This window comes from Duganella sp. BJB476 (assembly GCF_003416895.1).
Lineage (GTDB): Bacteria > Pseudomonadota > Gammaproteobacteria > Burkholderiales > Burkholderiaceae_D > Rugamonas.
In genome coordinates, this window is record NZ_QVIO01000002.1 from 488,997 (window position 1) to 511,612 (window position 22,616).

Consider the following 22,616-nt stretch of genomic DNA (forward strand, 5'->3'; position numbering starts at 1 on the left):
CAAGATCGACTGGAATAAGGCATGGAAAAGACGAAACCCGCAGGACACATCGAACCGTATCAACACGCCGCCGCAGGCTGGGGCGCATTGAAACAGGTGGCAATTAATCTGGTGCGCGAAAAGGTTAGCGGCGGCAACTACAAGACGCTGCTCAAGCAAAACCAGCCGGACGGTTTCGACTGTCCCGGTTGCGCCTGGCCGGACCGTGAACATGCGTCCACCTTCGAGTTCTGCGAAAACGGCGTCAAGGCGGTGGCGGCCGAAGCCACCAGCAAGCGCGTGCGTCCCGACTTCTTCGCCGCCCACACCGTGGCCGAACTGCTCACGCAATCCGACTACCAGCTCGAACAGCACGGCCGCCTGACCGACCCGATGGTCTACGACAGCGCCAGCGACAAATACCTGCCGATCGCCTGGGACGACGCCTTCGCGCTGATCGCCCGCCACCTGAAGGCCCTGCCCGATCCGAACCAGGCCACGTTCTACGTCTCCGGCCGCACCGGCAACGAAGCGGCCTTCCTGTTCCAGCTGTTCGTGCGCATGTACGGCACCAACAACTTCCCGGACTGCTCCAATATGTGCCACGAGCCCACCAGCCGCGGCCTGCCGGGCACCGTCGGCGTCGGCAAGGGCACGGTCACGCTGGAAGACTTCGAGCACGCCGACACGCTGCTGATCTTTGGCCAGAACCCGGCCACCAACCACCCGCGCATGCTGGGCGAGTTGCGCGACTGCGCCAAGCGCGGCGCCACTATCGTCTCCATCAACCCGCTGCGCGAGCGCGGCCTGGAACGCTTCACCAGCCCCGCGCATGCGATGGAGATGCTGACCAATTCCAGCACCAGCATCAGCAGCATGTTCGTGCAGCCGAAGCTGAGCGGCGACTTCGCGCTGATCAAGGCCGTCGCCAAGCGCCTGGTCGAACGCGACGACGCCGCGCTGGCCGCCGGCCAGGCTTCATTGCTGGACCGCGACTTCATCGCCACCCACACCAGCGGCTACGAGGCTTTCGAGCAGGACTTGCGCGCCCAGGACTGGGACCAGCTGCTGGCCGAATCCGGCGTGCCGCGCGCGCAGATCGAGGAGCTGACCGAGATCTACATCAAGGGCCAAAAGGTCATCTGCACCTGGGGCATGGGCCTGACCCAGCACAAGGGCGCTGTGGCGACGATCCAGATGCTGTCCAACCTGATGATGATGCGCGGGAATATCGGCCGCCTGGGCGCCGGCCTGTGCCCGGTGCGCGGCCACTCCAACGTGCAGGGCGACCGCACCATGGGCATCGAAGAAAAGCCCACCAAGGCCTTCCTCGACCGCATGCAGAAGGTGTTCGCCTTCGAACCGCCGCGCGCGCACGGCTACGACACCGTGGAAAGCATCCAGGCCATGCTGGACGGGAAAGTGAAAGTCTTCTTCGGCATGGGCGGCAACTTCGCGATGGCGACGCCGGACACGCCGCTGACGTTCGACGCCCTGCGCGCCTGCGAGCTGACCGTGCACGTGGCCACCAAACTCAATCGCAGCCATCTGGTGCACGGCAAGGACGCGCTGATCCTGCCGACGCTGGGCCGCACCGAGATCGACATGCAGGCAGGCGTGCCGCAGGGCGTGACGGTGGAGGATTCGATGAGCATGGTCCACCTGTCCTACGGCATGAACACGCCGGCTTCCGGCAATCTGCTGTCTGAGACCATGATCGCCGCCCGCATGGCGCACGCCACGCTGGGCAGCGGCAAGGTGGACTGGCTGGGCTACGGCAGCGACTACGCCCGCATCCGCGACGCCATCGAAACCGTCTTCGACGATTTCCACGACTTCAACGCGCGCGTGGCCAAGCCGGGCGGCTTCCATCTGAAGGTGGCCTCGCGCGAGCGCGAATGGCGCACCGCCAGCGGCAAGGCGCAATTCGTGCCGCACGCGGTCGACACCGACACCCCCATCCACCGCGCCCGCGCCCTGCACGGCGAGCGGCTGATGACGTTGATGACGGCCCGTTCGCACGACCAGTACAACACCACCATCTACGGCATGGACGACCGTTATCGCGGCGTGTTCGGCCTGCGCCGCGTGGTGTTCATCAACGCGGCGGACCTGGCGCTGCTGGGCATGCGCAACGGCCAGTGGGTCGACATGGTCAGCGTGTGGGACGATGGCGTGGAACGCCGCGCCGAGCGCTTCTTGTTGGTGGAATACGACATCCCGCACGGCTGCCTGGGCTCCTACTTCCCGGAGACGAATGGCCTGATCCCGCTGCACAGCACCGCAGACGGCGCCGGCACGCCGACCTCGAAATCGATCCCGGTGCTGCTGCACCTGTCGGCCGAGCAGTCATCGGCGGAATAGGCATATAATGCATCCATGAATACCCGGAGCAAATCTGCTGCGCGCAAATTCCTGTTGCCGCGTGCCGCCAATGCAGTCGGCCCGCAAAACGAAGCGGAACGCCGTCTGTATGAGCTCGTCATGGAAGGCATCAACAGCGGCCCATCGCCAAAAACCAGCATCGCTGAGCTAACCGCCGAACTGCGCGCTCGTATCCAGAACACGCGATAAAACCGTGGAGTTCAAACTCTCACCCGTCGCGACCATTTCCCCTTCTTGCTGTTCTATCGCGTAGACGGTTCCTGGCTAGAAGTGCTGCGCATATTGCACGAGCGTCGCGACCTTTCTGCCAATTTGATCTCCAGCTGAATCCGCTTGATTGCTAGGTATATTCGACGCAGCCGTCCTGGCGGCAAAAGCTCACCAGCTTGATGCCCGCTTCGGCGGCGATGTCGATCGCCAGCGTGCTGGGGGCGGAGATGGTCGCCAGCATCGGGATGTGCATGCGCGCCGCCTTGCGCACCAGCTCATAACTGGCGCGGCTGGACATGAAGACGAAACCGCGCTGCAAGTCCACGCCATCATGCGCCAGGTGGCCAATCAATTTATCGAGCGCGTTGTGGCGGCCCACGTCCTCGCACACGCGCAGCACGGCGCCGTCCACCGCGCACCATGCTGCGGCATGCACGCCGCCGGTGGCGCGCATCAGCTGCTGGTGGGCGCCCAGCTCCGCCGCCGCGCGCGCGATGGCCGGCGACAGCGTGTCCGCATCGTGCAGCGCCGCCGCATCGATGCGCCCGGGCTGCAAATCCAGCAGCTCCAGGCTCTCGATGCCGCACACGCCGCAACCACTGCGGCCCGCCATCGAGCGGCGCTGCTGCTTGAGCTGCATGAAATCTTCCTGGGCGATGGTGAGCGCGACTTCGAAGCTGCGCGCATGTTCCCGCAGTTCGATATCGAAGACGTCGGCGGCCTTGCCAACCAGGCCCTCGGTCAATGCGAAGCCGAGCGCGAACGCTTCCAGCTCGCGCGGCGTGACCATCATGACGGCATGCGAAATGCCATTGACGACCAGCGCCACCGGGAGTTCCTCGGCAACGCGGTCGGTGGTGCGGCTGGCGTCCTGCGGCGCCAGGCCGCGACGGCGCAACACTGACCGCTCTTGCGATCCGGTTCGTTCCGTCTCAGTTTCAAACTTCATCACCACCCCGCTGAATAAGCACAACGGCTTATTCTACACGGGGCGGATGCACATCAAGCAGCCAGCTGTTCGCCGGCCACGCCGTAGTGGCGGGCGTAGCGGCCGTCCAGGTTGGCCAGCGGCAGCAGCAGGAACAGGTCGGCGCTTTCGAAATCAGGATCCCAGGCCGGTTCGCCGCAAATCCAGGCGCCCGAACGCATGTAGCCCTTCAGCAGCGGCGGTACTTGCGGCTTCTGCGCGGCTTCCAGTTTCGAGAACGGGAATGGCAGGTGCGGAGTGACGCGGTATTCGGACGGCGCCAGATGGGCGCCAGCCAGCGACTGGTAGACCGCGACAGCATTGTGGCCGCCATCGGCCAGGCTGATGCTGGCGCAACCGGCCAGGTAGTCGCAGTTCTCGCGGCGCATGTATTCGGCCAGGCCGGACCACAGCAGCATGATGACGCTGCCGCCACGGTAGTCGGGATGGATGCAGGCGCGGCCCGCTTCCACCATGCGGCCACGCAGGTTGTTCAGGCGGCCCAGGTCGAACTCGCCTTCGGAGTAGACGCGGCCCAGCTTGCGGGCGCGCGATGCGCTCAGCAGGCGGTAGGTACCCACCACCTTGAGCGTGCTCGAATCACGCACGATCAGGTGATCGCAGTGTTCGTCGAATTCGTCGCTGTCCAGGCCATCCTCGCGGACCAGCGAGCTCAATCCCATTGTTTCGATGAACACCTTGTAGCGCAAGCGCTGCACCTCGCGCAGCTCTTCCGGTGTGCTTGCCATACTGAGTACCAGCTTACCGGACGCTGCTCGCACGTCGGCTTGTATGATCGAAGTTTGCATGCTTCATCCTTTCTGTGGGAGACGAAGCAAGCGTAACGGTCGAATACTTCAGGAAAATGACATCGTGGTGTCAGTTCCGTGACATAAGCCGAAGTGTTGTTTTTTAATTAGGCTTTCTTTGGACGGCCGGTCTTCAGCTGCGGCAGGCCTGCCAACACATTTTGCAGCGTGGCAAGATCGATCTGGCTGATCAGGGCTACGCCGATACGCAGCAATTCGCTTTTCTTGATTTCGAAGCCGGCTTTCAGGCAAGCCTTCTTGACCTGGCCGAGCACCGCATATTCCTGCTCCGGCATGGTGAAGCTGTCGCGCACCAGCTTTTCCTTGCGGGTTTTGTCCTTGGCGGCATCCACTGGCGCCGGCTTGGCGGCTGCGGCCTTAGCTGCTGGCTTGGCGGCGGCTTTTGGTGCTGCCTTAGGCGCCGGCTTGGCGGCTGCCTTTGGTGCTGGCTTGGCGGCTGCTTTAGGAGCAGGCTTCGCAGCAGCCTTAGGCGCTGCTTTCGGCGCGGCCTTGGCGACGGCCGGCTTGGCGGCGGCTTTAGGCGCAGCCTTCGGCGCGGCTGGCTTGGCGGCGGCCTTTGGTGCGGCTGGCTTGACTGCGGCCTTGGCCACAGGCTTGGCGGCAGCTTTGGCAGCTGGCTTTACAACAGGTTTTTTCGGCAGCGCAGGTTCTTTTCCATTCAGCGCGCCAGTGACAGATTTGTTCATACCAACTCCATTTATTAATCAACAATATAAACAATATATATCATTTACGGATTTTTTGCTTGTCCTAGCGCAAATGCAGAGCGACACGGGCAAATAAAACGTCGGGATTGACGGGCTTACGTAAGAAATCCACTGCACCTAAAGCGAGTCCCCGGGCCTCGTCCTCGGACTGGCTTTTAGCCGTCAGGAACAGCACCGGAATGGCGCTGCTGTGCGCATCGGCCTTGAGCCGGCGGCAAGTCTCGAAGCCGTCCATGTCCGGCATCATGATGTCGAGCAGGATCAAGTCCACCGGCGAGGCGGCGACGATTTGCAGCGCCGTCGCGCCGCTGGTCGCGACCTTGGTGTTGTACTTGTCCTTCAGCAGATTGGACAGCAGCGTAATATTGTCCGGAGTATCGTCGACGATCAGAATAGTCGGCCGGCTGTTTTTTCCGTTCATGGTTTCTCCTGTTCGTGCGCCACCGCCGCCAGCAGTTTTCCGGCGGCCTCGAATTCGTAATGCATCATATGACTGGCCAGGCGGGTCATCGTCACCGGCGGCAGCAGCGTCGCCAGCGACGCCTGCACGCTGCCGAAATAATCCACGCTGTCGCCGCTGAAGTCCGCCAGCAGCGCGCGCAGTTCGCCCAGCGCCAGATGCGGATCGACCAGGCCCGCATCGGCGCGCGGCGGCAGCGGCGGAATCGCCTTCATCGACACTCCCAACCAGCGCGACAACACGCTGTACAGCCGCTGCGGATCGACCGGCTTGGTGATGTAGTCCTGCATGCCCTCCTCCATGCAGCGCGCCTCCACGCCGGCCAGCGCGTGCGACGTCAAGGCGATCACCGGCAGCTCGCTGAAACGGCTGTCCTGGCGCAGCAGGCGGGTGGCTTCGTGGCCGTTCATCACCGGCATGCCCAGGTCCATCAGCACCAGGTCATAGGTGCCGGGATCGGCCGCCTGCAGGCGGTCCAGCGCCTCGCGGCCGTTGGCCACCACCTCGACCACGATGCCCTGCAACTCCAGCAGCTCCACCGTCACATCCTGGTTGTCCGGGCTATCCTCGGCCAGCAGCACGCGCGCCGCGCGGCCTGGCGAAGCTTGCAGCATCAAGTCGCCCACCGGCCCGTGGTGCACGGCCGCCTGCACCGCCACCGCCGCCACGTCGGACAGCGTGAACTGCAGCTCGAAATGGAAGCTCGAACCTTGATCCGGCTCGCTCTCGACCTCTATGCGCCCGCCCATCAGCCGCACCAGCTGCTGCGAAATCGACAGTCCCAGTCCGGTGCCACCGTAGTGCCGCGTGGTCGAGCCATTGGCCTGGCTGAAGGCCTGGAACAACTTCGCCTTCTGCTGCTGCGTCATGCCGATGCCGGTGTCGCGCACCGTGAAGCGCAGCGTGGCCTTGCCTTCCCGGACGTCGGCATGAATGACTTCGCAGCGCAATTCCAGCTCGCCGTCGGCAGTGAACTTGACCGCGTTGTTGGCCAAGTTGACCAGCACCTGCCCCAGGCGCAGCGGATCGCCCACCAGGTAGCGCGGCACCTCCGGCGCGGTCGAGACCAGGTAGCGCAAGTGCTTGTCGGCGGCGCGCTGCGCGGTCACGCTGGACACATGGGCCAGCACTTCCTCCAGCGCGAACGGGATCGCCTCCACCTCCAGCCGTCCCGCTTCGATCTTCGAGAAGTCCAGGATGTCGTTGATGATACCCAGCAGCGACAAGGCGGCGCGGTGGATCTTGCTGATGTAGTCGTGCTGCTTGGGCGACATCTCGGTGCGCAGCGCCAGGTAGGCCATGCCGATCACGGCGCTCATCGGCGTGCGGATCTCGTGACTCATATTGGCCAGGAATTCGGACTTGGCGATATTGGCCGCCTCCGCCGCCACGTTGGCGTTGACCAGCTTTTGCTCGCGCTCGCGGCGGTCGCTGATGTCGCGGATGAAGGCGCAGAATTCGAAGCTGTCCTGCCCTTCCGACTTGACCTGGGTGATCGCCAGCTCGATCGGGAACTCCTCGCCGTTGCGGCGCAATGCCACCACTTCGATGCGTGCGTCGAGCACCGGGGCGGCGCCGCCGCCGGCCAGGTAGCGCTGCATGCCGCGCCGGTGGTCGTAGCGGTAGCGCGCCGGGATGATGGCCTTGTCCAGCGCCATCCCCAGCGCCTCTTCCCGGCTCCAGCCGAAGATCTGCTCGGCCTGCGCGTTCCAGCCGACGATGCGGCCGGCCAGGTCCATGCGCACCACCGCGTCGAGCGCGGTGTCGAGGATGGTTTGCAGCTTGGCCTGGCTGTCGCCCAGCTGCTGCATGGAGCTGGTCAACTCGCCGGTGCGGGTGGCGATGCGCAGTTCCAGGTCGCTGTTCAACTCGCGCAGTTCCTGCTCGGCGTCGCGCAGCCGGGTCAGCGTATCGCGGAAGCGCAGCACGGCGCCGGACAGGCGGCCCACCTGGTCCTCGCGGCCGATGCCGGACAGCTTGATGTCGGTCTCGCCGCGCGTCAGTTTTTCCAGGCCGGACTGGATGTCGGCGAACGGCCGCGCCGCGCGCCGCCCGACCACGAAGATCGACAGCACGATGCCCAGCGCCAGCAGCAGGTTGGCCGCCACCGTGTTGTAGATCTGGCGCCGCAGGTCCTGGTCGATCTGCTGGCGCGAAAAGGCCAGGTCGATCGAGCCGACCGGGTAGCTGCGGCGAGCGTCGGTAAAGCTGATGTCGCGATGCACCTTGATCGCCGCCACCGGCTCGCGCAGCGGCGAGACGTAGCTGGCCAGCTCCGCGCCGTTGGGCGCCAGCACCCGCAGCACCAGCACTTCCGGCGTGGCGCCGGAGGCGTCGACCACGCTGGAGACGGCCGCGCTGTTGATGTCGAACAGCGGCCGCGCCAATGCCTGCGACAGCACCGCCGCCAGCCGTTCGGCGCGCTCGCGGACGTTTTGTTCGGCCTCGCTCTTGAGCGTCTGCATCACGTAGGTGGTGTAGATGGCGGTGGACAGGGCCACCGACACGAAGATGCCAAAGCCCAGTCGCAGCAGGATGTTGCGGCGCCATGCGCTGCGCAGGCGCGCCAGCGGGCCGCCGCCGCTCGGCGCCGGATTCAGCACCGGATCCAGCGCATCAATGACGCACTCCTTCGGCCACTTCCAGCTTGCGGTAGGCCGCGCTGTTGCGGGCCTCCTCGATGGCGTGCCAGATGCGTTCCGCCAGCTGCGGCCGCGCCGCCACCATGCCGTGCGAGAGGATCAGGAAGTAGGGTTTTTCGATGATGGGGATGGGCAGTTCCTCCAGCTGCGGCGCCAGCGGCCCGTTCATCAGGCCGTGCGCGTCGCTGCCGCCGATCGCCGCCGCCGCCACCCGGCCGGCGATCACCTTGCGTGCCAGCTCGTCGGCGCGCTGGCTGCCCTCGTCCACTTCGACGTTCTGCGCGCGCAGCACGTCGCCCACCGAGTAGCCAAGCTGGAAGCCGATGGCGCCGTCGAGGTTGTGGAAGTTCTTGCCGTCCCATTCGACCTTGCTGCCTTTTTTGCGGACCACCACGTAGCTATCAATGTGCATGCGTTTGCTGGCGTCGACCTGCTGGCCGCCAGGGTATTCGCCCAGCTCGCGCCGGTCCGGCTTGTAGCTGACGGCGAAGGCGCCATCGACGGCGTTGGCCTTGAGTTCGGCCAGGCAGCGTTTCCACGGAATGCTCTGGTAATCGAAGCGCAGGTCGAGCCGCTGCTCGACCATCTTGAGCAGCGCGAAATTCAGGCCGCCACCCTGCTCGGTGCGCCACGGGCGCACGTCCTGCTGCTCGAAGCACAGGGCCACGGTTTCCTTCTTGCCGGCGGCGCCGGCAAGCTGCGACACCAGCGACAGCGCCAGCAACGCGCCGGAGCAGCTGCGATAAATGACGTCCTTCGTCATAGCCCTCCCCAGAGTTTAGCCGATGGTGCGTATGCTGAAGTCTACCCCAACTTCATCCCACTGCTCCTGTTCCTTCTCCAGCCAGTAGGACAGCGTTGGATGGTCGCCTATCCATTCGCGGCGGATTTCCAGCTCGATGCGGTTCTTCATGCGCAGCTTGATCAGCGTGAAGTCGATGTCCATGCGCGAGTGCATGAACAGCACCGCCAGCCGCAACGCCACCACGGCCTTGACGAAATCCGGCTCCGCCAGCGCATCGGCCACCTTGCGCAGGTTGCCCTTGTGGGCGGAGATCAGGCGCGCCATGGTCTTCTGCTCGCGCGCCGTGAAGCCCGGCAAGTCGGCGTTCTCGATCATGTAGGCGGCGTGCTTGTGATAGCCGGTGTGCGACACCACCATGCCCATTTCGTGCAGCAGCGCGCTCCAGTACAGGTGGCGCGAGTACTGGTCGCCGGCCGGCTTGGTCTGCACATACAGGGCCAGCGCGTCGTCGGCCACGCGGTTGGCGCGCCGCTCGTCGCAATGGAATTTTAGCAGGCAGGCCTGTACCGATTGTTCGCGGCGGTCACGCTTGGTCGAGCGCAGGTGCAGGTCCCACATCACGCCCATGCGCAGGCCGGCCTCGATCGGGTGCACCACCGGGATATCCAGCTCGCGCACCAGGCCGATGAGGATGGCCAGGCCGCCGATGATGGTGCTGGCGCGGTCCGGGCGCAGGCCCGCCATCTCGATCCGGCTGACGTGGCCGAATTCGATGAAGCGCTGCTTGAGCGCGTTGAGCGTGTCGATATTGACTTCGCGGCCGATGCCGTTCTTGACGATGATGTCGGCGATGGTGCGGGCGGTGCCGGAGGAGCCGTAGCACTGCTTCCAGAACTGCGGATGGTAAGGCGGCGCCGCGTCCTCGAAATGGCTGCGCGCCGACAGGATGGCCGCCTCGAACGAGGGGCCGTCGACCCGGCCGCTGATGAAGAACGACAGGCTTTGCTTGACCGTGCCGACGCTGAACGATTCGACCCGCTCGATTTCCTGGCCGCGCCCCAGTATCAGCTCGGTGGAGCCGCCGCCGATGTCGATCACCAGCCGCCGTTCGCCCGCCAGCGCCAGCGCATTGGCCACGCCCATGTAGATCAGGCGCCCCTCCTCCTCGCCGGAGATGATCTCGATCGGATAGCCGATCGCCAGTTCGGCTTCGGGCAGGAAGGCGGCGGAATTGCGCGCCACCCGCATGGCCGACGTGGCCACCACGCGCACGCCATCGAGCTTGTAGGCGGCCAGCACGGCGCGGAAGTTTTTCAGGCAGGCCAGCGCGGTCTGCATGGCGGCGGGCGTCAGGTTGCCCTTGTCGTCCAGCCCTGCGGCCAGGCGGATCGGTTCGCGCACGGATTTCAGGACGCGGATCGCCTCCCCGTCATGCTTGCCGATGTGAAGACGAAAACTGTTGGAACCCAGATCTACTGCTGCGTACATATTTGGAAGCCTCTCTCGGCAAACGGCAACGAAGGCTCGCGGGTGAATCAAACTAAACGATTTACATGATTATAATCACGATAAGCGCAGTTTGTTACCTGCTGATGACAGCGGTGTAGCAATTCAGGCTTCCAGCGCTCCGGCGCCGGCCTGCGCCTCGACCACGCGGTTGCGGCCGGCCTGCTTGGCCAGCTGCAGCGCCTCGTCGGCGCGCTTGAACAGGCTGACGGTGGTGTCGTCGGCGCGGATGATGGTCACACCCAGGCTGGCGGTCATGTTGATGACGGCTTTTTCCGCCTTCACCGGCTGCGCGGCGACGGCGTTGCGGATACGCTCGGCCACCGTCAGCGCATCCTCCAGCGAGGTGCGCGGCAGCTGGATGGCGAACTCGGCGCCGCCCAGACGGCCCATCAGGTCGCTGTCGCGTAGTTGTTTTTTGCAGACGTCGACCATGGCCTTGAGCACCAGGTCGCCCACCGGATGGCCATAGTTGTCGTTGACGCGCTTGAAATGGTCCAGGTTCAGGATGATCAGCGAGGTCGGCATGCCGGGCCGGCGCGCCAGCGCGATCCACGGCGTCAGCGTCTGGTAGAAGCCGCGCCGGTTGGGCACGTCGGTCAGGGCGTCGACCACTTCCAGCCGCGCCAGCTCGGCCTGTTGCTGCTCGCGGGTCAGCAGCAGGTAGCCGAAGGCGTTGCTCAGCATCATCAGGTACAGCGCGGCGATGCCGACGCCCTGGATCAGCGCCGGGCTGACCCAGCCCCAGCCGTCCGGCAGCAGCGCCGTCAACAGGCCGCGCGCCATCACGGCCAGCGCCAGCAGCAGCGAGGACAGCACCAGGTAGCGCCGCAGCAAGGTGCCGGCGCTCCAGCCCCGGCCCAGCGCGGCGGCGCCGGCGATGAAGAAGAAACCGACGATCAGCGAGGCGATGGCGATGCGTTCGGCGGCCGGCAGCTCCAGCAGCCAGGCGCCGGTGAACACGCCGATCGCCGCGCCCAGCGCCGGCAGCAGGTAGCGCCGCCATACGCGGCGGCCGGCCTGCTCCCACAAGGCCGAGGCGTCCAGCGCGAAGCCGGCGAACAGCAAGGCGTTGGCGACGGGGATGGTGAGGAAGTCCGGCAGGGTGCCGCGCAGGAACAGCAGCCCCCAGGCCACGGCCTGGAACTGCTTGGCCATGCCCCAGGTGGAGGCGGCCGCAGGCTGGCCGTCGCGGCACCGCTGCTGCTCAAAAAAGAACAGCGCCGCGCACAGGCTTAGATTGCCCAGCGCCAGCGCCAGTACCAAAGTTTTTATATCCATGACCTGGGGCGGGTCAGACCTCGTGCTCGACGTTGGTGCTGCCGTCGCCCATCTTGCTGGCCCAGGCCTGGGAGAAATAGGTTTTTTCGTCGTCGGTCGGCGCGTCGTGCCAGAACACGATCAGCGTGCCCTTGTGGTCGTGCAGCTGGCTGACTTTTTCGATAAAGGCCGGCTTGCCGGCCATGTCCGCCAGCGCCACCACGTAGCCGTAGACGCGCAGCAGACGCTCCATGCGGTCAGGTTCGGTGAAGCTGTTGGTGGCGGTAAGCGTTGGGTGGTCTAAAAACATCGTCTCTGTCTCCAAGGGGGCCGCCGGAGGGGCTGGCCTATGCTATCGCCAATGTACCTACAAATGTTGCTTCTGTAAATGCAATGTGGCTTACTGGCCGGCATGCTACTATAAATTGACCTTGCAAATCCACAATATGACTGTACCCCCGTCCTCCAACCTGCCGCAAGTGCATACGCGCGGCGACAAGCGCTCGCTGGAATTCCAGCCCGGCATGGTCCAGAGCGAGATGCGGCTGTCGCGGCCGGACGAGCTGGTGCTCAGCTATGCGCGCGCGATGATGTGTTTCGTGCTGTTCCATCCCAGGCCGGAGCACATCGTCATGGTCGGGCTGGGCGGCGGCTCGCTGGCCAAGTTCTGCTACCGCTACCTGCCGCACAGCCGCATCACCGTGCTGGAGTTGCGCGCCGACGTGATCGCGCTGCGCGAGCAGTTCGCCATCCCGCGCGACAACGCGCGCTTCCGCATCGTCCAGGCCGACGCCACCGAATACATGGCCGGCCTGGCCGGCGCCGCCGACGTGCTGCTGGTGGACGGCTTCGACGCCGAAGGCCTGCCGCCGGCGCTGGGCAGCGCCGCCTTCTACGCCGACTGCCGCCGCGCGCTGCGCCCCGGCGGCGTGATGGTGGCCAATATCTTCAGCTACGATCCGCAGTACGGCCCCATGCTGCGGCGCCTGCGCGAAACCTTCCAGGGCCGTATCTGCTGGTTCCGCGGCATCGCCGGCAACAACCGCATCCTGTTCGCGGTCAAGGGCGGCAAGCCGACGCCGGCGCTGGCCATGCAGCAGCGGGTGGCGCGCAGCCACGGCCTCGGCTTCGCCCTGTTCAACCGCCTGCTGGCGCACTGGATCGTGCTGCGCCTGCGCTGGGGCGGCCCGGCTTGAGCTATTTTTTGGCCGGCAGGCCGCGTACCGCCACCACTTCGATCTCCACCAGCGCCTTGGGCACCACCAGCGCCGCCACCTGCACCGTGGCGCGCGCCGGCTTGTTGGGCTGGGCCGCCGTGCCGAAATACTCCTTGTAGGCCTCGTTCATGCCGGCGAAGTCCAGCTTGCCGGCGGCGTCCGCCACCAGGTAGACCCGCATCTGCACCACGTCGCCTAGGCCCAGGCCCTGCTCACGCAAGGTGGCCTCGAACTGCTTAAGCACGTCGGCCGTCTGCGCCCTGGTGTCGCCGTCGAACGACCTGGCCAGCTTGCCCGAGACGTACAGCGTGTCGCCGGCCCACACGGCGCTGGCGATGCCGCTGTCGGCGCTTTGCAGGTGCTGGACCTTGAGCTGGGCGGCGGCCGGCAAGACCACCAGGGAAGCGAGTAGCAGCGGGACGGTCAATTTCATGTTCATCCTTTCAGGGAAAAATCAGGCGCGCACCCGCGCCGCCAGTTGCTCGATCACGTGGTGGGCCGACAGCACGGCGCCCTCCTGCCACGAACTGAGGTAGCCCAGGTAATCGCCGGTGAAGTAGATCGGGCCGTCCGGCTGTTGCAGCAGCTGGTAGACGGCGTCGTACTGTTGCGGTTTCCACTCGGCCCAGGAGCCCAGGTTGTACGGCACCTTGGGCCAGGCGATGTTGACGCCGTCGCGTACCATGCGGCGGTAGCCGGGGTGGATCGCCTCGCCGGCCGCCAGCGCCTTCTCGATGCGCTCGGCCAGCGGATACTGGCCCATGTCGTCGCCGGGAAAGACGCCGAAGCAGTAGGAGCCGACCAGCACGCCGTCGGCTTGGCCGATGCCGTGCGAGGGATAGAGGATTTGCGTGACGTCGCGGCTGGTCCACGACAGGCCGCCATAAATGCCGTCGTCCTGCTCCCAGAAGCGGCGCGGCGCGTAGAACGCGGTCTTGGCCGCGCGCGCATACTCGACCTCGGCGATGACCTTCTGGTAGGCCGGCGCGAAATCGTTGGGGATATCGCGCAACACCGGCAGCGGCAAGGTGCAGATCACATAATCGCTGTCGATGACGGTGCGGGCGCCGCCGTGATGGCAGACCACGCGCGCGCCCTGCGCCGTCTTGCGGATTTCGTCGACCACGGTATCGTAGCGGATCACATGCCCTACCCGCTTGGCGAACGCCATCGGAAAGCGGTCCATGCCGCCCACCGGTTGCAGCATGGTGCCGGCCTGGTCGAAGTCTTCGGCGAAGGACGCCTTGAACTGCCAGAAGTCGGCCCGCAGCAGTTCGTCCAGCGGCAGCGGCGCGCGCACCGCGCCGTGCGGCCGGCCCGGCGCCGGCGTGGCGCTGTAGCCGCTGCGCGCGCTGCCGGCATAGCGGCCGTCGCGCTGCAGATCGCCGAAGCTGGCGATGGCGCCGAGCAGGCGCTCGCGGTCTTGCTGGCTCAGCTCCTGGTCCAGCTTGCCGGTGGAGACGGCCTTGCCCAGCAGCTCGCCGAAATAGCCGTGCGTGTCGCCCAGCACCTGGCGCGCCTGCACCGGCTTGCCGCCGAAGGCGCCGTCGTCCTGCAGCAGAGCGGCGCGGTCGTCGTTCATCATGATTTCCAGCGGCACGCCGAATTCGCGGCAATAACCCAGCACCGCGCGGTGGTGGTGCGAGATGCGCGCCGGACCGGGATTGAGGTACAAATGCGGCGCCTTGGGCCAGCGCGCCTGCTGCACGCCGTCGCTCTGCTCGATGCGGTCGCCGCCGCGGATGGTCCAGCTGCGCCCGCCGGGACGATGGCGCGCCTCCAGCACCGTGCACGCGAAGCCGGCCTTGCCCAGCTGGTAGGCCGCCGTCAGGCCGGCCACGCCGGCGCCGAGGATGGTGACGCGCTTGCCCTTGCCCAGCCCGCCCGGCAGCACGGGCGGCCCCTGGTAGGCCAGGTCCTCGCCCCAGGCCAGGCTGGCGCAGCCCAGCGCATCGAGCGCGGCAAACGCGGCCGCAGCGCCGCCGCTACGGGCGATCTGCGCCAGGAAACTGCGGCGGGTGACGACATGAACGGGTTTCATGGCCGGTGCTCCTCCAAGACTGGGGAGATGGCAATATAACATCATTCCCGCCCCGGACCGTGGCTTGCATAAGACAATCCCATACGTGCTAACGGTCCAAATAACTGTTGTAAAAGCATGACTTATGACACACTAGATTCACCCGCCCGCCCTGCCATCCCCACCCAGAAAGCGCCGCATGCCGCTGCTCTCCAAGTCACCGCCGTTCTCGCTGGCCGCGACGCTGACACTGGTCACCGGGATGGCGGTCACCGGCATGCTGTTCGTGGCGGTCAGCGCGCTGGAGTACGGCAAGATGGAACTCAGTTTCCAGCAGCGCGCGCAGGTGCGGGCGGCCGCCATCCGCCGCGGCCTGGACGACACGCTGGAGCTGGTCACCATCCTCAACGACCTGTTCAAGTCGGTGGGTCCGGTCAGCCGCGAGCAGTTCGGCGACTTCACCCGGCCGCTGCTGGCGCGCTATCCCTTTGTGCAGGCTTTCAACTACCACCGCGTGCTTAACGACGACGAGGCGCGCCGTTATGCGGCCGCGCTGCAGGACCGCTATCCCGGCTACGCCATGTTCGACGGCCGCCACCTGCCGCTGTCGTCGCGGCCGCAGCACGTGATCGTCGACTTCCTGGAGCCTTTGCAAGGCAACGAGGCGGCGTTCGGGCTGGACGTGATGTCGCTGCCGATGTCCAACACCATCAACCAGGCGGTGGCGGCCGGCGCGATCATGGCCACGCCGCTGCTGCGGCTGGAACAGGAACGCGGCAACCAGAAAGGCTTCGTGCTGCTGATGCCGGTCTACCGTCCCGGCGCGCAAACGGCCACGGCGGCGCAGCGGCGCGCGGCGTGGATAGGCAACACCGGCGCCGTCATCCGCTCCACCGACCTGATCCACAAGATCCTGTACGCCGCCGACCTGCTGGACGACGCCTCGCTGGTGGTGCGGGTCTACGTCGGCGACGACGTCCGCCCGGACAACCTGATCTACAGCCTCGGCCAGCCGGGCCAGCAGGCGGTGGCGGCCAAGCCCCTGCAGCGCTGGCTGGCCTTCGACTACCACGACCTCTACACCCGCACCTTCAGCGCGGCCGGCAAGGCCTGGCACGTGCAGGTGACGCCGCTGCCGCGCCCCTTCCTGGCCAGCCACCTGGGCTCGCTGTCGACGCTGATCGGCGGCCTGCTGTTCTCGCTGCTGACGGCGGCCTTCGTCAACTCGCTGGCGCGCCGCTCGGTGCGGGTGCAGCGGCTGGTCGAAGAGCGCACCCGCGCCCTGCAACTGAGCAATGAGCGCCTGAACGACGACGTCGCCGCCCGCAAGCGCACCGAGGAGGCCTTGCAGGAAAGCGAGCTGCGCTTCCGCCGCCTGCTGGCGCTGTCGTCGGACTGGTATTGGGAGCAGGATGAAGAGTTCCGCTTCACCAGCATCACCGGCGGCTTCTTCGACAAGGGCAAGCAGGACCCGGAGGATTTCATCGGCAAGACGCGCTGGGAAAACCATCCGGAAATGCTGCAGGCCCGCTGGGGCCAGGATCATATCAAGCTGCTGGAAGCCCACCTGCCCTTCCTCAATTTCGACTACGCGCTGCCCGGCACCGACGGCCAGCCGCACTGGTTCAGCATCAGCGGCGAGCCGTTGTTCGACAAGGACGGCGCCTTCAAGGGTTATCGCGGCACCGGCACCGACATCACCGAGCGCAAGCTGTCCGAACAGCGCATCCATCACATCGCCCACCACGACGTGCTGACCGGCCTGCCCAACCGCGTGCTGCTGCAAGACCGGCTGACCCAGGCGGCCGCCTTCGCCAACCGCAGCGGCATCCCGCTGTGGGTCATGCTGATCGACCTCGACCGCTTCAAGTTCGTCAACGACAGCCTGGGCCACAAGGCCGGCGACCTGCTGCTCAAGACCGTGGCCCAGCGCCTGCAGGACAGCGTGCGCGAAAGCGATACCGTGGCGCGCCTGTCCGGCGACGAATTCGTCGCCATCCTGACCGAGTATCCGGACGAGGCGCTGTCGCTGGACGTCACGCAGCGCATCATGCGGGCGGTGGCGCAGCCGGTGCTGCTGGAGGGGAAGGAGTTCTTCGTCACCTGCTCGATCGGCGTGGCGGTCTACGATCCGGACGGCACGCCGGCGCAGCGGCTGATCGAGCATGCCGACATCGCCATGTACCGCGCCAAAAAGCTGGGCCGCAACAACACCCAGTTCTACCAGCCGGCCATGAACGAGGAGGCGCTGGAGCGGGTGCGCATCGAGACCGCGCTGCGCAGCGCGCTGGAGCGCGACGAGTTCGTGCTGCACTACCAGCCACAGGTGGACCTGCGCAGCGGCCGCATCGTCGGCATGGAGGCGCTGATACGCTGGCAGCATCCCGAGCTGGGCATGGTGGCGCCCTACCGCTTCATCGGCCTGGCCGAGGAGACCGGCCTGATCGTGCCGATCGGCGCCTGGGTGCTGGCCACCGCCTGCGCGCAGGCCAAGGCCTGGCAGGATGCGGGGCATGGGCCGCTGCGCGTCGCGGTCAACCTGTCGCCGCGCCAGTTCGGCGAGCCGAACCTGCTGGCGTCGATCGCGGAGGTGCTGGAGCAGACCGGCTTGCCGCCGTCCTGCCTGGATATCGAGCTGACCGAGGGCCTGTTCATGAACGACGTGGCGCTGGCGGTGGAGCTGCTGCACAAGCTCAAGGCGCTGGGGTTGGCCTTGTCGATCGACGATTTCGGCACCGGCTATTCGAGCTTCTCCTACCTGCGCAAGTTCCCGATCGACGTGCTGAAGATAGACCGCTCCTTCGTCAGCGACATCGGCGCCGACGACGAGGCGGCCATCGTGGTCTCCATCATCGCGCTGGCGCACAACCTCAAGCTGCGCGTGATCGCGGAAGGCGTGGAGAGCGAGGCGCAGCTGGATTATTTGCGGCGCAACGGCTGCGATGAAATACAGGGCTATTACTTCAGCCAGCCGGTACCGGTGGCGGCCTTCGAACAGATGCTGGTCGAAGGCAAGAAACTGCTGGCAACGCCCGCTACGGCCTAACCACCTGTCTATTCTTCATGCAGGTCGATCTCGGCACGCTCGTTTTCGCTCATGCCCAGCCAACGACGGTGCAGCATGCGTTCCAGCGGATGCCCCAGGAAAAACAGCAGCAGCACCAGGATCAGGCCGATGCCGGCGACTTGCCACGCGCCCATGCCGCAGATGATGCCGATGCCGGCCGTCACCCAGATCGAGGCGGCCGTGGTCAGTCCCTTGATTTTCGACGTCTCATGATGAAACACGATCACGCCGGCGCCCAGGAAACCGATGCCGGTGATGACGCCTTGTATGGCCCGGCTCAGCGCATCATGGCTGAATTCGCCGGAAAACGAGACAAACTCCATGCTGGCCGTGGTGACCAGCGCCGCTCCCAGGGCGACCAGGCCCAGCGTTTTCATGCCGGTGGGCTTGCCGCGCAGGTTGCGTTCAAGGCCGATCACGCAACCGAACAGCATCGCGATCACCAGTCGGCCGGCCACGTTCCAATAATCAATCATGCGACGTCTGCTCCGGCCCCTTCTGCTTGCGACGCCGCTTCTTGGGCGCCAGCATGGTGCCGGTGCAGCCCGGCGCGCCGCAGCGGCAGGCGAAGGAACGCTTGATGGCTGGCGTGTGGCGGCCGTCGTAGATCAGCGGATAGGAATAGCTGAGCTCCTCGCCGCAGCGGATATCGTGCAGCGCATAGATGTAGATACGGCCCTCGTCCTCGATGGCCTGGCAGTTGGGCTCGCACGAGTGGTTGATGTAGCGCGCCTCGTTGCCTTGGTCGCCGCCGTCGATGACGTTGCCGTTGGCCAGGCTGAAGAAGAAGGTGTGGTTGTGCGGCATGTCCTGCTCGGCCGCGCGTTCCAGCGCCACCGACCACGGGATCTCACGGCCGGTGTATTCGATCACGCATTCGCTGACCGCGATATCGCGGCTGGCGAACACGCCCCGGCCATGCACCGGCGAGATCCTGACCACATAGGCCAGTTGGTCGGACAATTCCGCAGGACTACTTTCCAGGGCGTTTTCAGTGAGCATAAGTACGGTGTAGGTTAAGTGGCGTCGCCGCCAGGCGGCTTGAACAGGTCTTCCAGGTCGGCGCGGCTGGTGGGCTTGCGCACCACGTCGCGCCGGCCGGCGAATTCATCCTCGATGTGATCGCGATAATAGCTCCACGCGGCCGCCGAGGTCGACAGCTTGCGCCACACCTCGTTGCCCACGCCCGAATAATCGATGGCGCGGCCGTCGTCGAACTCCACACGCAGCATGCGATCGCGTGCATCGTACCCGATGGCGCGCAGCTTGCCGGCATTGATGCGTTTCATTTCCATACAGCCTCCTCAGGCCTTGCGAGCTCCATGCACCATTTGACGGGCCTGCTTACGCAGCAGGGCCTGGTCCCAGCGCTGTTTCTGCTCTTCGGTTTCCGGCGCCAGCGGCGGCACCTCGACCGGTTTGCGGCTTTCGTCCACCGCCACCATTGTAAAGTAGCAGCTATTGGCGTGCCGCACCAGACGCTGTTGAATGTTTTCCGTCACCACGCGGATGCCGACCTCCATCGAGGTGCGGCCGGTGTAGTTAATCGACGCCAAAAACGTCACCAGTTCGCCCACATGGATCGGCTGCAGGAACATCACCTGGTCCACCGACAGCGTCACCACATAGCTGCCCGAATAGCGGCTGGCGCAGGCGTAGGCCACGCTATCCAGGTACTTGAGGATGGTGCCCCCGTGGACGTTGCCGGAAAAATTGGCCATGTCCGGGGTCATCAGCACGGTCATGCTCAGTTCATGGGCGGTCCAGCTCATCGGTTTTTCCATTGCATACTCCCTAGTTGTTTTCTCCATGCTATCCGCTAAGCTTGTCATTCGCAAATAGTTATCAGAAACAACTAACTTTATCGTATGCTTTGCGCTTCACGGATAAGAGGAGCACTCATGAAATGGAAAGTCCTGGCCGCCAGCATCATGCTCGGCGCGGCCGCCACCGCCCAGGCCGTCACGGCCGACGAGGTGCATACCTTCACGCTGGCCAACGGCATGAAGTTCATCGTGCTGGAATCGCACACCATCCCCAACGCCAATATGTACACGTTCTGGAAGGTCGGCTCGCGCAATGAGGCGCCCGGCATCACCGGCCTGTCGCACTTCTTCGAGCACATGATGTTCAACGGCTCGAAAAACTTCGGCCCGAAAATGTTCGACCGCACCATGGAAGCCAAGGGCGGCTCCAACAACGCCTACACCAGCAACGACCTGACCGTGTACCAGGACTGGTTCCCGGCCTCGTCGCTGGAGACCATCTTCACGCTGGAAAGCGACCGCATCGCCCACCTGACCATCGATCCGAAAATGGTGGCCAGCGAGCGCGGCGTGGTGCTGTCCGAGCGCAGCACCGGCCTGGAGAACTCCAACATCCGCGCGCTGCACGAGGAAATCAACGGCGTCGCCTTCCAGGCCCACCCGTACTCGTGGCCGGTGATCGGCCATGAATCCGACATCAAGGCCTGGACCCAGGACGACCTGCAACGCTACTTCACCACCTACTACGCGCCCAACAACGCGGTGTCGGTGATCGTCGGCGACGTCAAGACCGACGACGTCAAAAAACTGGCCACCAAGTACTTCGGCGGCATCCCCAAGCGCGCGCTGCCGCCGGCCGTGCGCACCGTCGAGCCTGAACAGAAAGGCGAACGCCGCTTGTTCGTCGCCAAGGAATCGGCCACCTCGGCCAACCTGGTGGTGGCCTACAAGGTCCCGGCCGCCAACAGCGCCGATTATTACGCGCTGGAAGTGCTGCAAAGCATACTGGGCGACGGCAAGACTTCGCGCCTGTACAAGACGCTGGTCGAGCAGCAGCTGGCCACCCAGGTCAGCGCCAGCAGCATGGACGGCTTCGATCCGGGCCTGCTCTACCTGTCGGCCGTGGCCACCGCCAAGACCGAACCGGCGCAGCTGGAAAAAGCCCTGCTGGCCGAAGTCGACAACGTGGTCACGAACGGCGTGACGGCGGACGAGCTGCAAAAGGTCAAGAACCAGAAACTGCTGAACCTGTACCGCGAGCAGGAAACCATCAACGGCAAGGCCCAGCAGCTGGGCAACTACGAGGTGTTCTTCGGCGACTACAAGAAGATGTTCGACGCCCCGGCCGCCTACGAAAAACTGACGACCGCCGATATCCAGGCCGTCGCCGCCAAATACCTGAAAAAATCGCAGCGCACCGTCGGCGTGCTGGCTGCGAAGGAGGATTGATACGATGACCATCAAAGCAACCGTAATGGCCGCCGCCGTGCTGGCCGCCGTCGGCGCCGCGCCGCTGGCCGGCGCCGCCGATTTCCGCCTGCCGGCGTTCGACACCGTCACCCTGTCCAACGGCCTGACCGTGTACCTGATGGAGCGCCATGAGGTGCCGCTGATCTCGGTGCGCGCCGTGGTGAAGGCCGGCGCCGTCAACGACGCCAAGCAGCCCGGCCTGTCCAACCTGACCGGCGACGCCCTGCTGCTGGGCAGCAAAGCCCACAACAAGACCGCCATCGACCAGGCCTTCGACTTCCGCGGTGCCCGCCTGGCCGGCGGCGCCGGCACCGAGGCCAGCACCGTGCAAGCCAACTTCGCCCGCGCCGACAGCGCCGCGCTGCTGCCGCTGTTTGCCGAGATCATCCAGCAACCCAGCTTCGACGAGGCCGAGCTGGCCAAGCTGCGCGACCGCAAGGTCAACGGCCTGAAGCAGGCCAAGGAAGCGCCGCGCAACGTGGTGGGCAACTACTACCGCGCCATGCTGTTCGGCGAGGCGCCGTATGCGATCCCGGCCAGCGGCACGGTCAGCAGTGTGAGCGCGCTCAAGCAGGGCGACGTGCAGGGCTACTACCAGCACTACTACCGTCCGGACAATGCGGCCATCATCGTGGTCGGCGATTTCCAGGCGGCCGAGATGCGCAAGCAGATCGAGTCCTTGTTCGGCGCGTGGCAGGCCAGCGGCCCGGCGCTGCCGCAGCAGGACAACGGCAAGGTGCAGGCCGACAAGGCGCGCGTGTGGCTGGTCAACAAGCCGGACGCGATCGAGACCACCTTCCTGATCGGCGGCGTGGGCATCGCCCGCAACGATCCGGATTATGTGCCGCTGCAAGTGCTCAACACCATCGTCGGCGGCCGCTTCACCTCATGGCTCAACGACGAGCTGCGCGTCAACTCGGGGCTGACTTACGGCGCCCGCAGCGAGTTCGCCACCTTGTCGCAGACCGGCACTTTCGCCATTTCCAGCTTCACCGCGCTACCCAAGACCGAAGCGGCGCTGGCGTTGGCGCACAAGACCTACCAGCGTTTGTGGGACAAGGGCATCGACAAGGCGACGCTGGAATCGGCCAAGGCTTACGTCAAGGGCCAGTTCCCGCCGCGCTACGAGACCAGCGAGCAGCTGGCCGGGTTGTTGGGTGATATGTACGCGTCCAAGGTCGGCCGCGAGCAGATCGACAACTTCATGAAGGATGTCGACAGCCTGACGCCGGAACGCGCCAAGGCGCTGGTGGACAAGCACTTCCCGCGCAAGAACCTGCAAACGGTGCTGGTGGGGAAAGCCGAAGCCATCCGCGAGATCGCCAAGACCTATGGTGAAGTGACAGAACTGCAAATCAGCGCGGACGGTTTCCAGCCCTGACGCG

The 22,616-nt window shown here is 65.3% G+C and carries 21 protein-coding genes; 6 read left to right on the forward strand and 15 right to left on the reverse strand.

Annotation, left to right across the window (positions count from 1 at the left end; translation table 11 throughout):
• Nucleotides 1-21: 21 nt before the first annotated feature.
• Both D0T21_RS11710 and D0T21_RS11715 read left to right on the forward strand, forming a co-directional pair.
• A complete protein-coding gene (locus tag D0T21_RS11710) occupies nucleotides 22-2,343 on the forward strand; it encodes an FdhF/YdeP family oxidoreductase (protein WP_116989674.1) in 2,322 nt (773 codons plus the stop codon).
• A 15-nt stretch (nucleotides 2,344-2,358) separates the two neighbouring features.
• Nucleotides 2,359-2,553, forward strand: coding sequence for a hypothetical protein (locus D0T21_RS11715; protein ID WP_116989673.1), 195 nt, complete (start codon nucleotides 2,359-2,361; stop codon nucleotides 2,551-2,553).
• Between the two features lie 151 nt (nucleotides 2,554-2,704).
• On the opposite strand, the gene fdhD is transcribed toward D0T21_RS11715, so the two are convergent.
• The 9 genes from fdhD to D0T21_RS11760 all read right to left on the reverse strand — a co-directional run bounded on the left by fdhD (nucleotide 2,705) and on the right by D0T21_RS11760 (nucleotide 12,001).
• Nucleotides 2,705-3,523: a formate dehydrogenase accessory sulfurtransferase FdhD gene (gene fdhD / locus D0T21_RS11720; protein WP_199538448.1), complete on the reverse strand. Its 819-nt coding sequence runs from the start codon at nucleotides 3,521-3,523 to the stop codon at nucleotides 2,705-2,707.
• Nucleotides 3,524-3,576: 53 nt separating this feature from the next.
• Nucleotides 3,577-4,350 (reverse strand): GNAT family N-acetyltransferase, encoded by a 774-nt coding sequence (locus tag D0T21_RS11725; RefSeq protein ID WP_116989671.1) that lies wholly within the window; start codon nucleotides 4,348-4,350, stop codon nucleotides 3,577-3,579.
• A 107-nt stretch (nucleotides 4,351-4,457) separates the two neighbouring features.
• Entirely contained in the window at nucleotides 4,458-5,057 is a 600-nt protein-coding gene (locus D0T21_RS11730) for a hypothetical protein (protein ID WP_116989670.1), read from the reverse strand.
• A 64-nt stretch (nucleotides 5,058-5,121) separates the two neighbouring features.
• Nucleotides 5,122-5,499 (reverse strand): response regulator, encoded by a 378-nt coding sequence (locus D0T21_RS11735; protein ID WP_116989669.1) that lies wholly within the window; start codon nucleotides 5,497-5,499, stop codon nucleotides 5,122-5,124.
• Nucleotides 5,496-8,141, reverse strand: a complete 2,646-nt coding sequence (locus tag D0T21_RS11740; protein ID WP_229211447.1) for an ATP-binding protein — start codon at nucleotides 8,139-8,141, stop codon at nucleotides 5,496-5,498. The genes D0T21_RS11735 and D0T21_RS11740 overlap by 4 nt, the downstream gene beginning before the upstream one ends.
• Nucleotides 8,142-8,154: 13 nt before the next feature.
• The gene (locus D0T21_RS11745) at nucleotides 8,155-8,943 is read right to left on the reverse strand and encodes an ABC transporter substrate-binding protein (RefSeq protein WP_116994405.1); all 789 of its coding nucleotides are present in this window, start codon (nucleotides 8,941-8,943) and stop codon (nucleotides 8,155-8,157) included.
• Between the two features lie 15 nt (nucleotides 8,944-8,958).
• Nucleotides 8,959-10,413 (reverse strand): Ppx/GppA phosphatase family protein, encoded by a 1,455-nt coding sequence (locus D0T21_RS11750; protein WP_116989667.1) that lies wholly within the window; start codon nucleotides 10,411-10,413, stop codon nucleotides 8,959-8,961.
• A gap of 123 nt (nucleotides 10,414-10,536) precedes the next feature.
• A complete protein-coding gene (locus tag D0T21_RS11755; RefSeq protein ID WP_116989666.1) occupies nucleotides 10,537-11,712 on the reverse strand; it encodes a GGDEF domain-containing protein in 1,176 nt (391 codons plus the stop codon).
• A gap of 13 nt (nucleotides 11,713-11,725) precedes the next feature.
• A complete protein-coding gene (locus tag D0T21_RS11760; protein WP_116989665.1) occupies nucleotides 11,726-12,001 on the reverse strand; it encodes a hypothetical protein in 276 nt (91 codons plus the stop codon).
• Between the two features lie 136 nt (nucleotides 12,002-12,137).
• On the opposite strand from D0T21_RS11760, the gene D0T21_RS11765 reads away from it, so the two are divergent.
• Nucleotides 12,138-12,887 carry a transferase spermidine synthase gene (locus D0T21_RS11765; protein WP_116990053.1) on the forward strand — a complete coding sequence of 250 codons (750 nt, stop codon included), beginning with the start codon at nucleotides 12,138-12,140 and terminating at the stop codon, nucleotides 12,885-12,887.
• Nucleotide 12,888: 1 nt separating this feature from the next.
• On the opposite strand, the gene D0T21_RS11770 is transcribed toward D0T21_RS11765, so the two are convergent.
• Nucleotides 12,889-13,341 carry a Rid family hydrolase gene (locus tag D0T21_RS11770; protein ID WP_116990052.1) on the reverse strand — a complete coding sequence of 151 codons (453 nt, stop codon included), beginning with the start codon at nucleotides 13,339-13,341 and terminating at the stop codon, nucleotides 12,889-12,891.
• A gap of 21 nt (nucleotides 13,342-13,362) precedes the next feature.
• A complete protein-coding gene (locus tag D0T21_RS11775) occupies nucleotides 13,363-14,949 on the reverse strand; it encodes an FAD-dependent oxidoreductase (protein ID WP_158567996.1) in 1,587 nt (528 codons plus the stop codon).
• Nucleotides 14,950-15,127: 178 nt separating this feature from the next.
• Here D0T21_RS11775 and D0T21_RS11780 point away from each other — a divergent pair, with 178 nt between their 5' ends.
• Complete coding sequence (locus tag D0T21_RS11780) at nucleotides 15,128-17,974, forward strand: EAL domain-containing protein (protein ID WP_116994406.1); 2,847 nt, start codon at nucleotides 15,128-15,130, stop codon at nucleotides 17,972-17,974.
• A gap of 8 nt (nucleotides 17,975-17,982) precedes the next feature.
• On the opposite strand, the gene D0T21_RS11785 is transcribed toward D0T21_RS11780, so the two are convergent.
• From D0T21_RS11785 to D0T21_RS11800, 4 genes are read right to left on the reverse strand one after another with little or no spacing between them, the layout of a single operon-like run.
• Nucleotides 17,983-18,471 (reverse strand): MgtC/SapB family protein, encoded by a 489-nt coding sequence (locus tag D0T21_RS11785; protein ID WP_116989662.1) that lies wholly within the window; start codon nucleotides 18,469-18,471, stop codon nucleotides 17,983-17,985.
• A complete protein-coding gene (locus tag D0T21_RS11790; RefSeq protein ID WP_116989661.1) occupies nucleotides 18,464-18,997 on the reverse strand; it encodes an SET domain-containing protein in 534 nt (177 codons plus the stop codon). The genes D0T21_RS11785 and D0T21_RS11790 overlap by 8 nt, the downstream gene beginning before the upstream one ends.
• Before the next feature lie 14 nt (nucleotides 18,998-19,011).
• Nucleotides 19,012-19,290: a KTSC domain-containing protein gene (locus D0T21_RS11795; protein ID WP_116989660.1), complete on the reverse strand. Its 279-nt coding sequence runs from the start codon at nucleotides 19,288-19,290 to the stop codon at nucleotides 19,012-19,014.
• Nucleotides 19,291-19,299: 9 nt separating this feature from the next.
• Nucleotides 19,300-19,779, reverse strand: a complete 480-nt coding sequence (locus tag D0T21_RS11800) for an acyl-CoA thioesterase (protein ID WP_116989659.1) — start codon at nucleotides 19,777-19,779, stop codon at nucleotides 19,300-19,302.
• Nucleotides 19,780-19,896: 117 nt separating this feature from the next.
• On the opposite strand from D0T21_RS11800, the gene D0T21_RS11805 reads away from it, so the two are divergent.
• Nucleotides 19,897-21,210, forward strand: coding sequence for a pitrilysin family protein (locus D0T21_RS11805; protein ID WP_116989658.1), 1,314 nt, complete (start codon nucleotides 19,897-19,899; stop codon nucleotides 21,208-21,210).
• A 4-nt stretch (nucleotides 21,211-21,214) separates the two neighbouring features.
• A complete protein-coding gene (locus D0T21_RS11810; protein WP_116989657.1) occupies nucleotides 21,215-22,612 on the forward strand; it encodes a pitrilysin family protein in 1,398 nt (465 codons plus the stop codon).
• The last annotated feature ends 4 nt before the right edge of the window (nucleotides 22,613-22,616 follow it).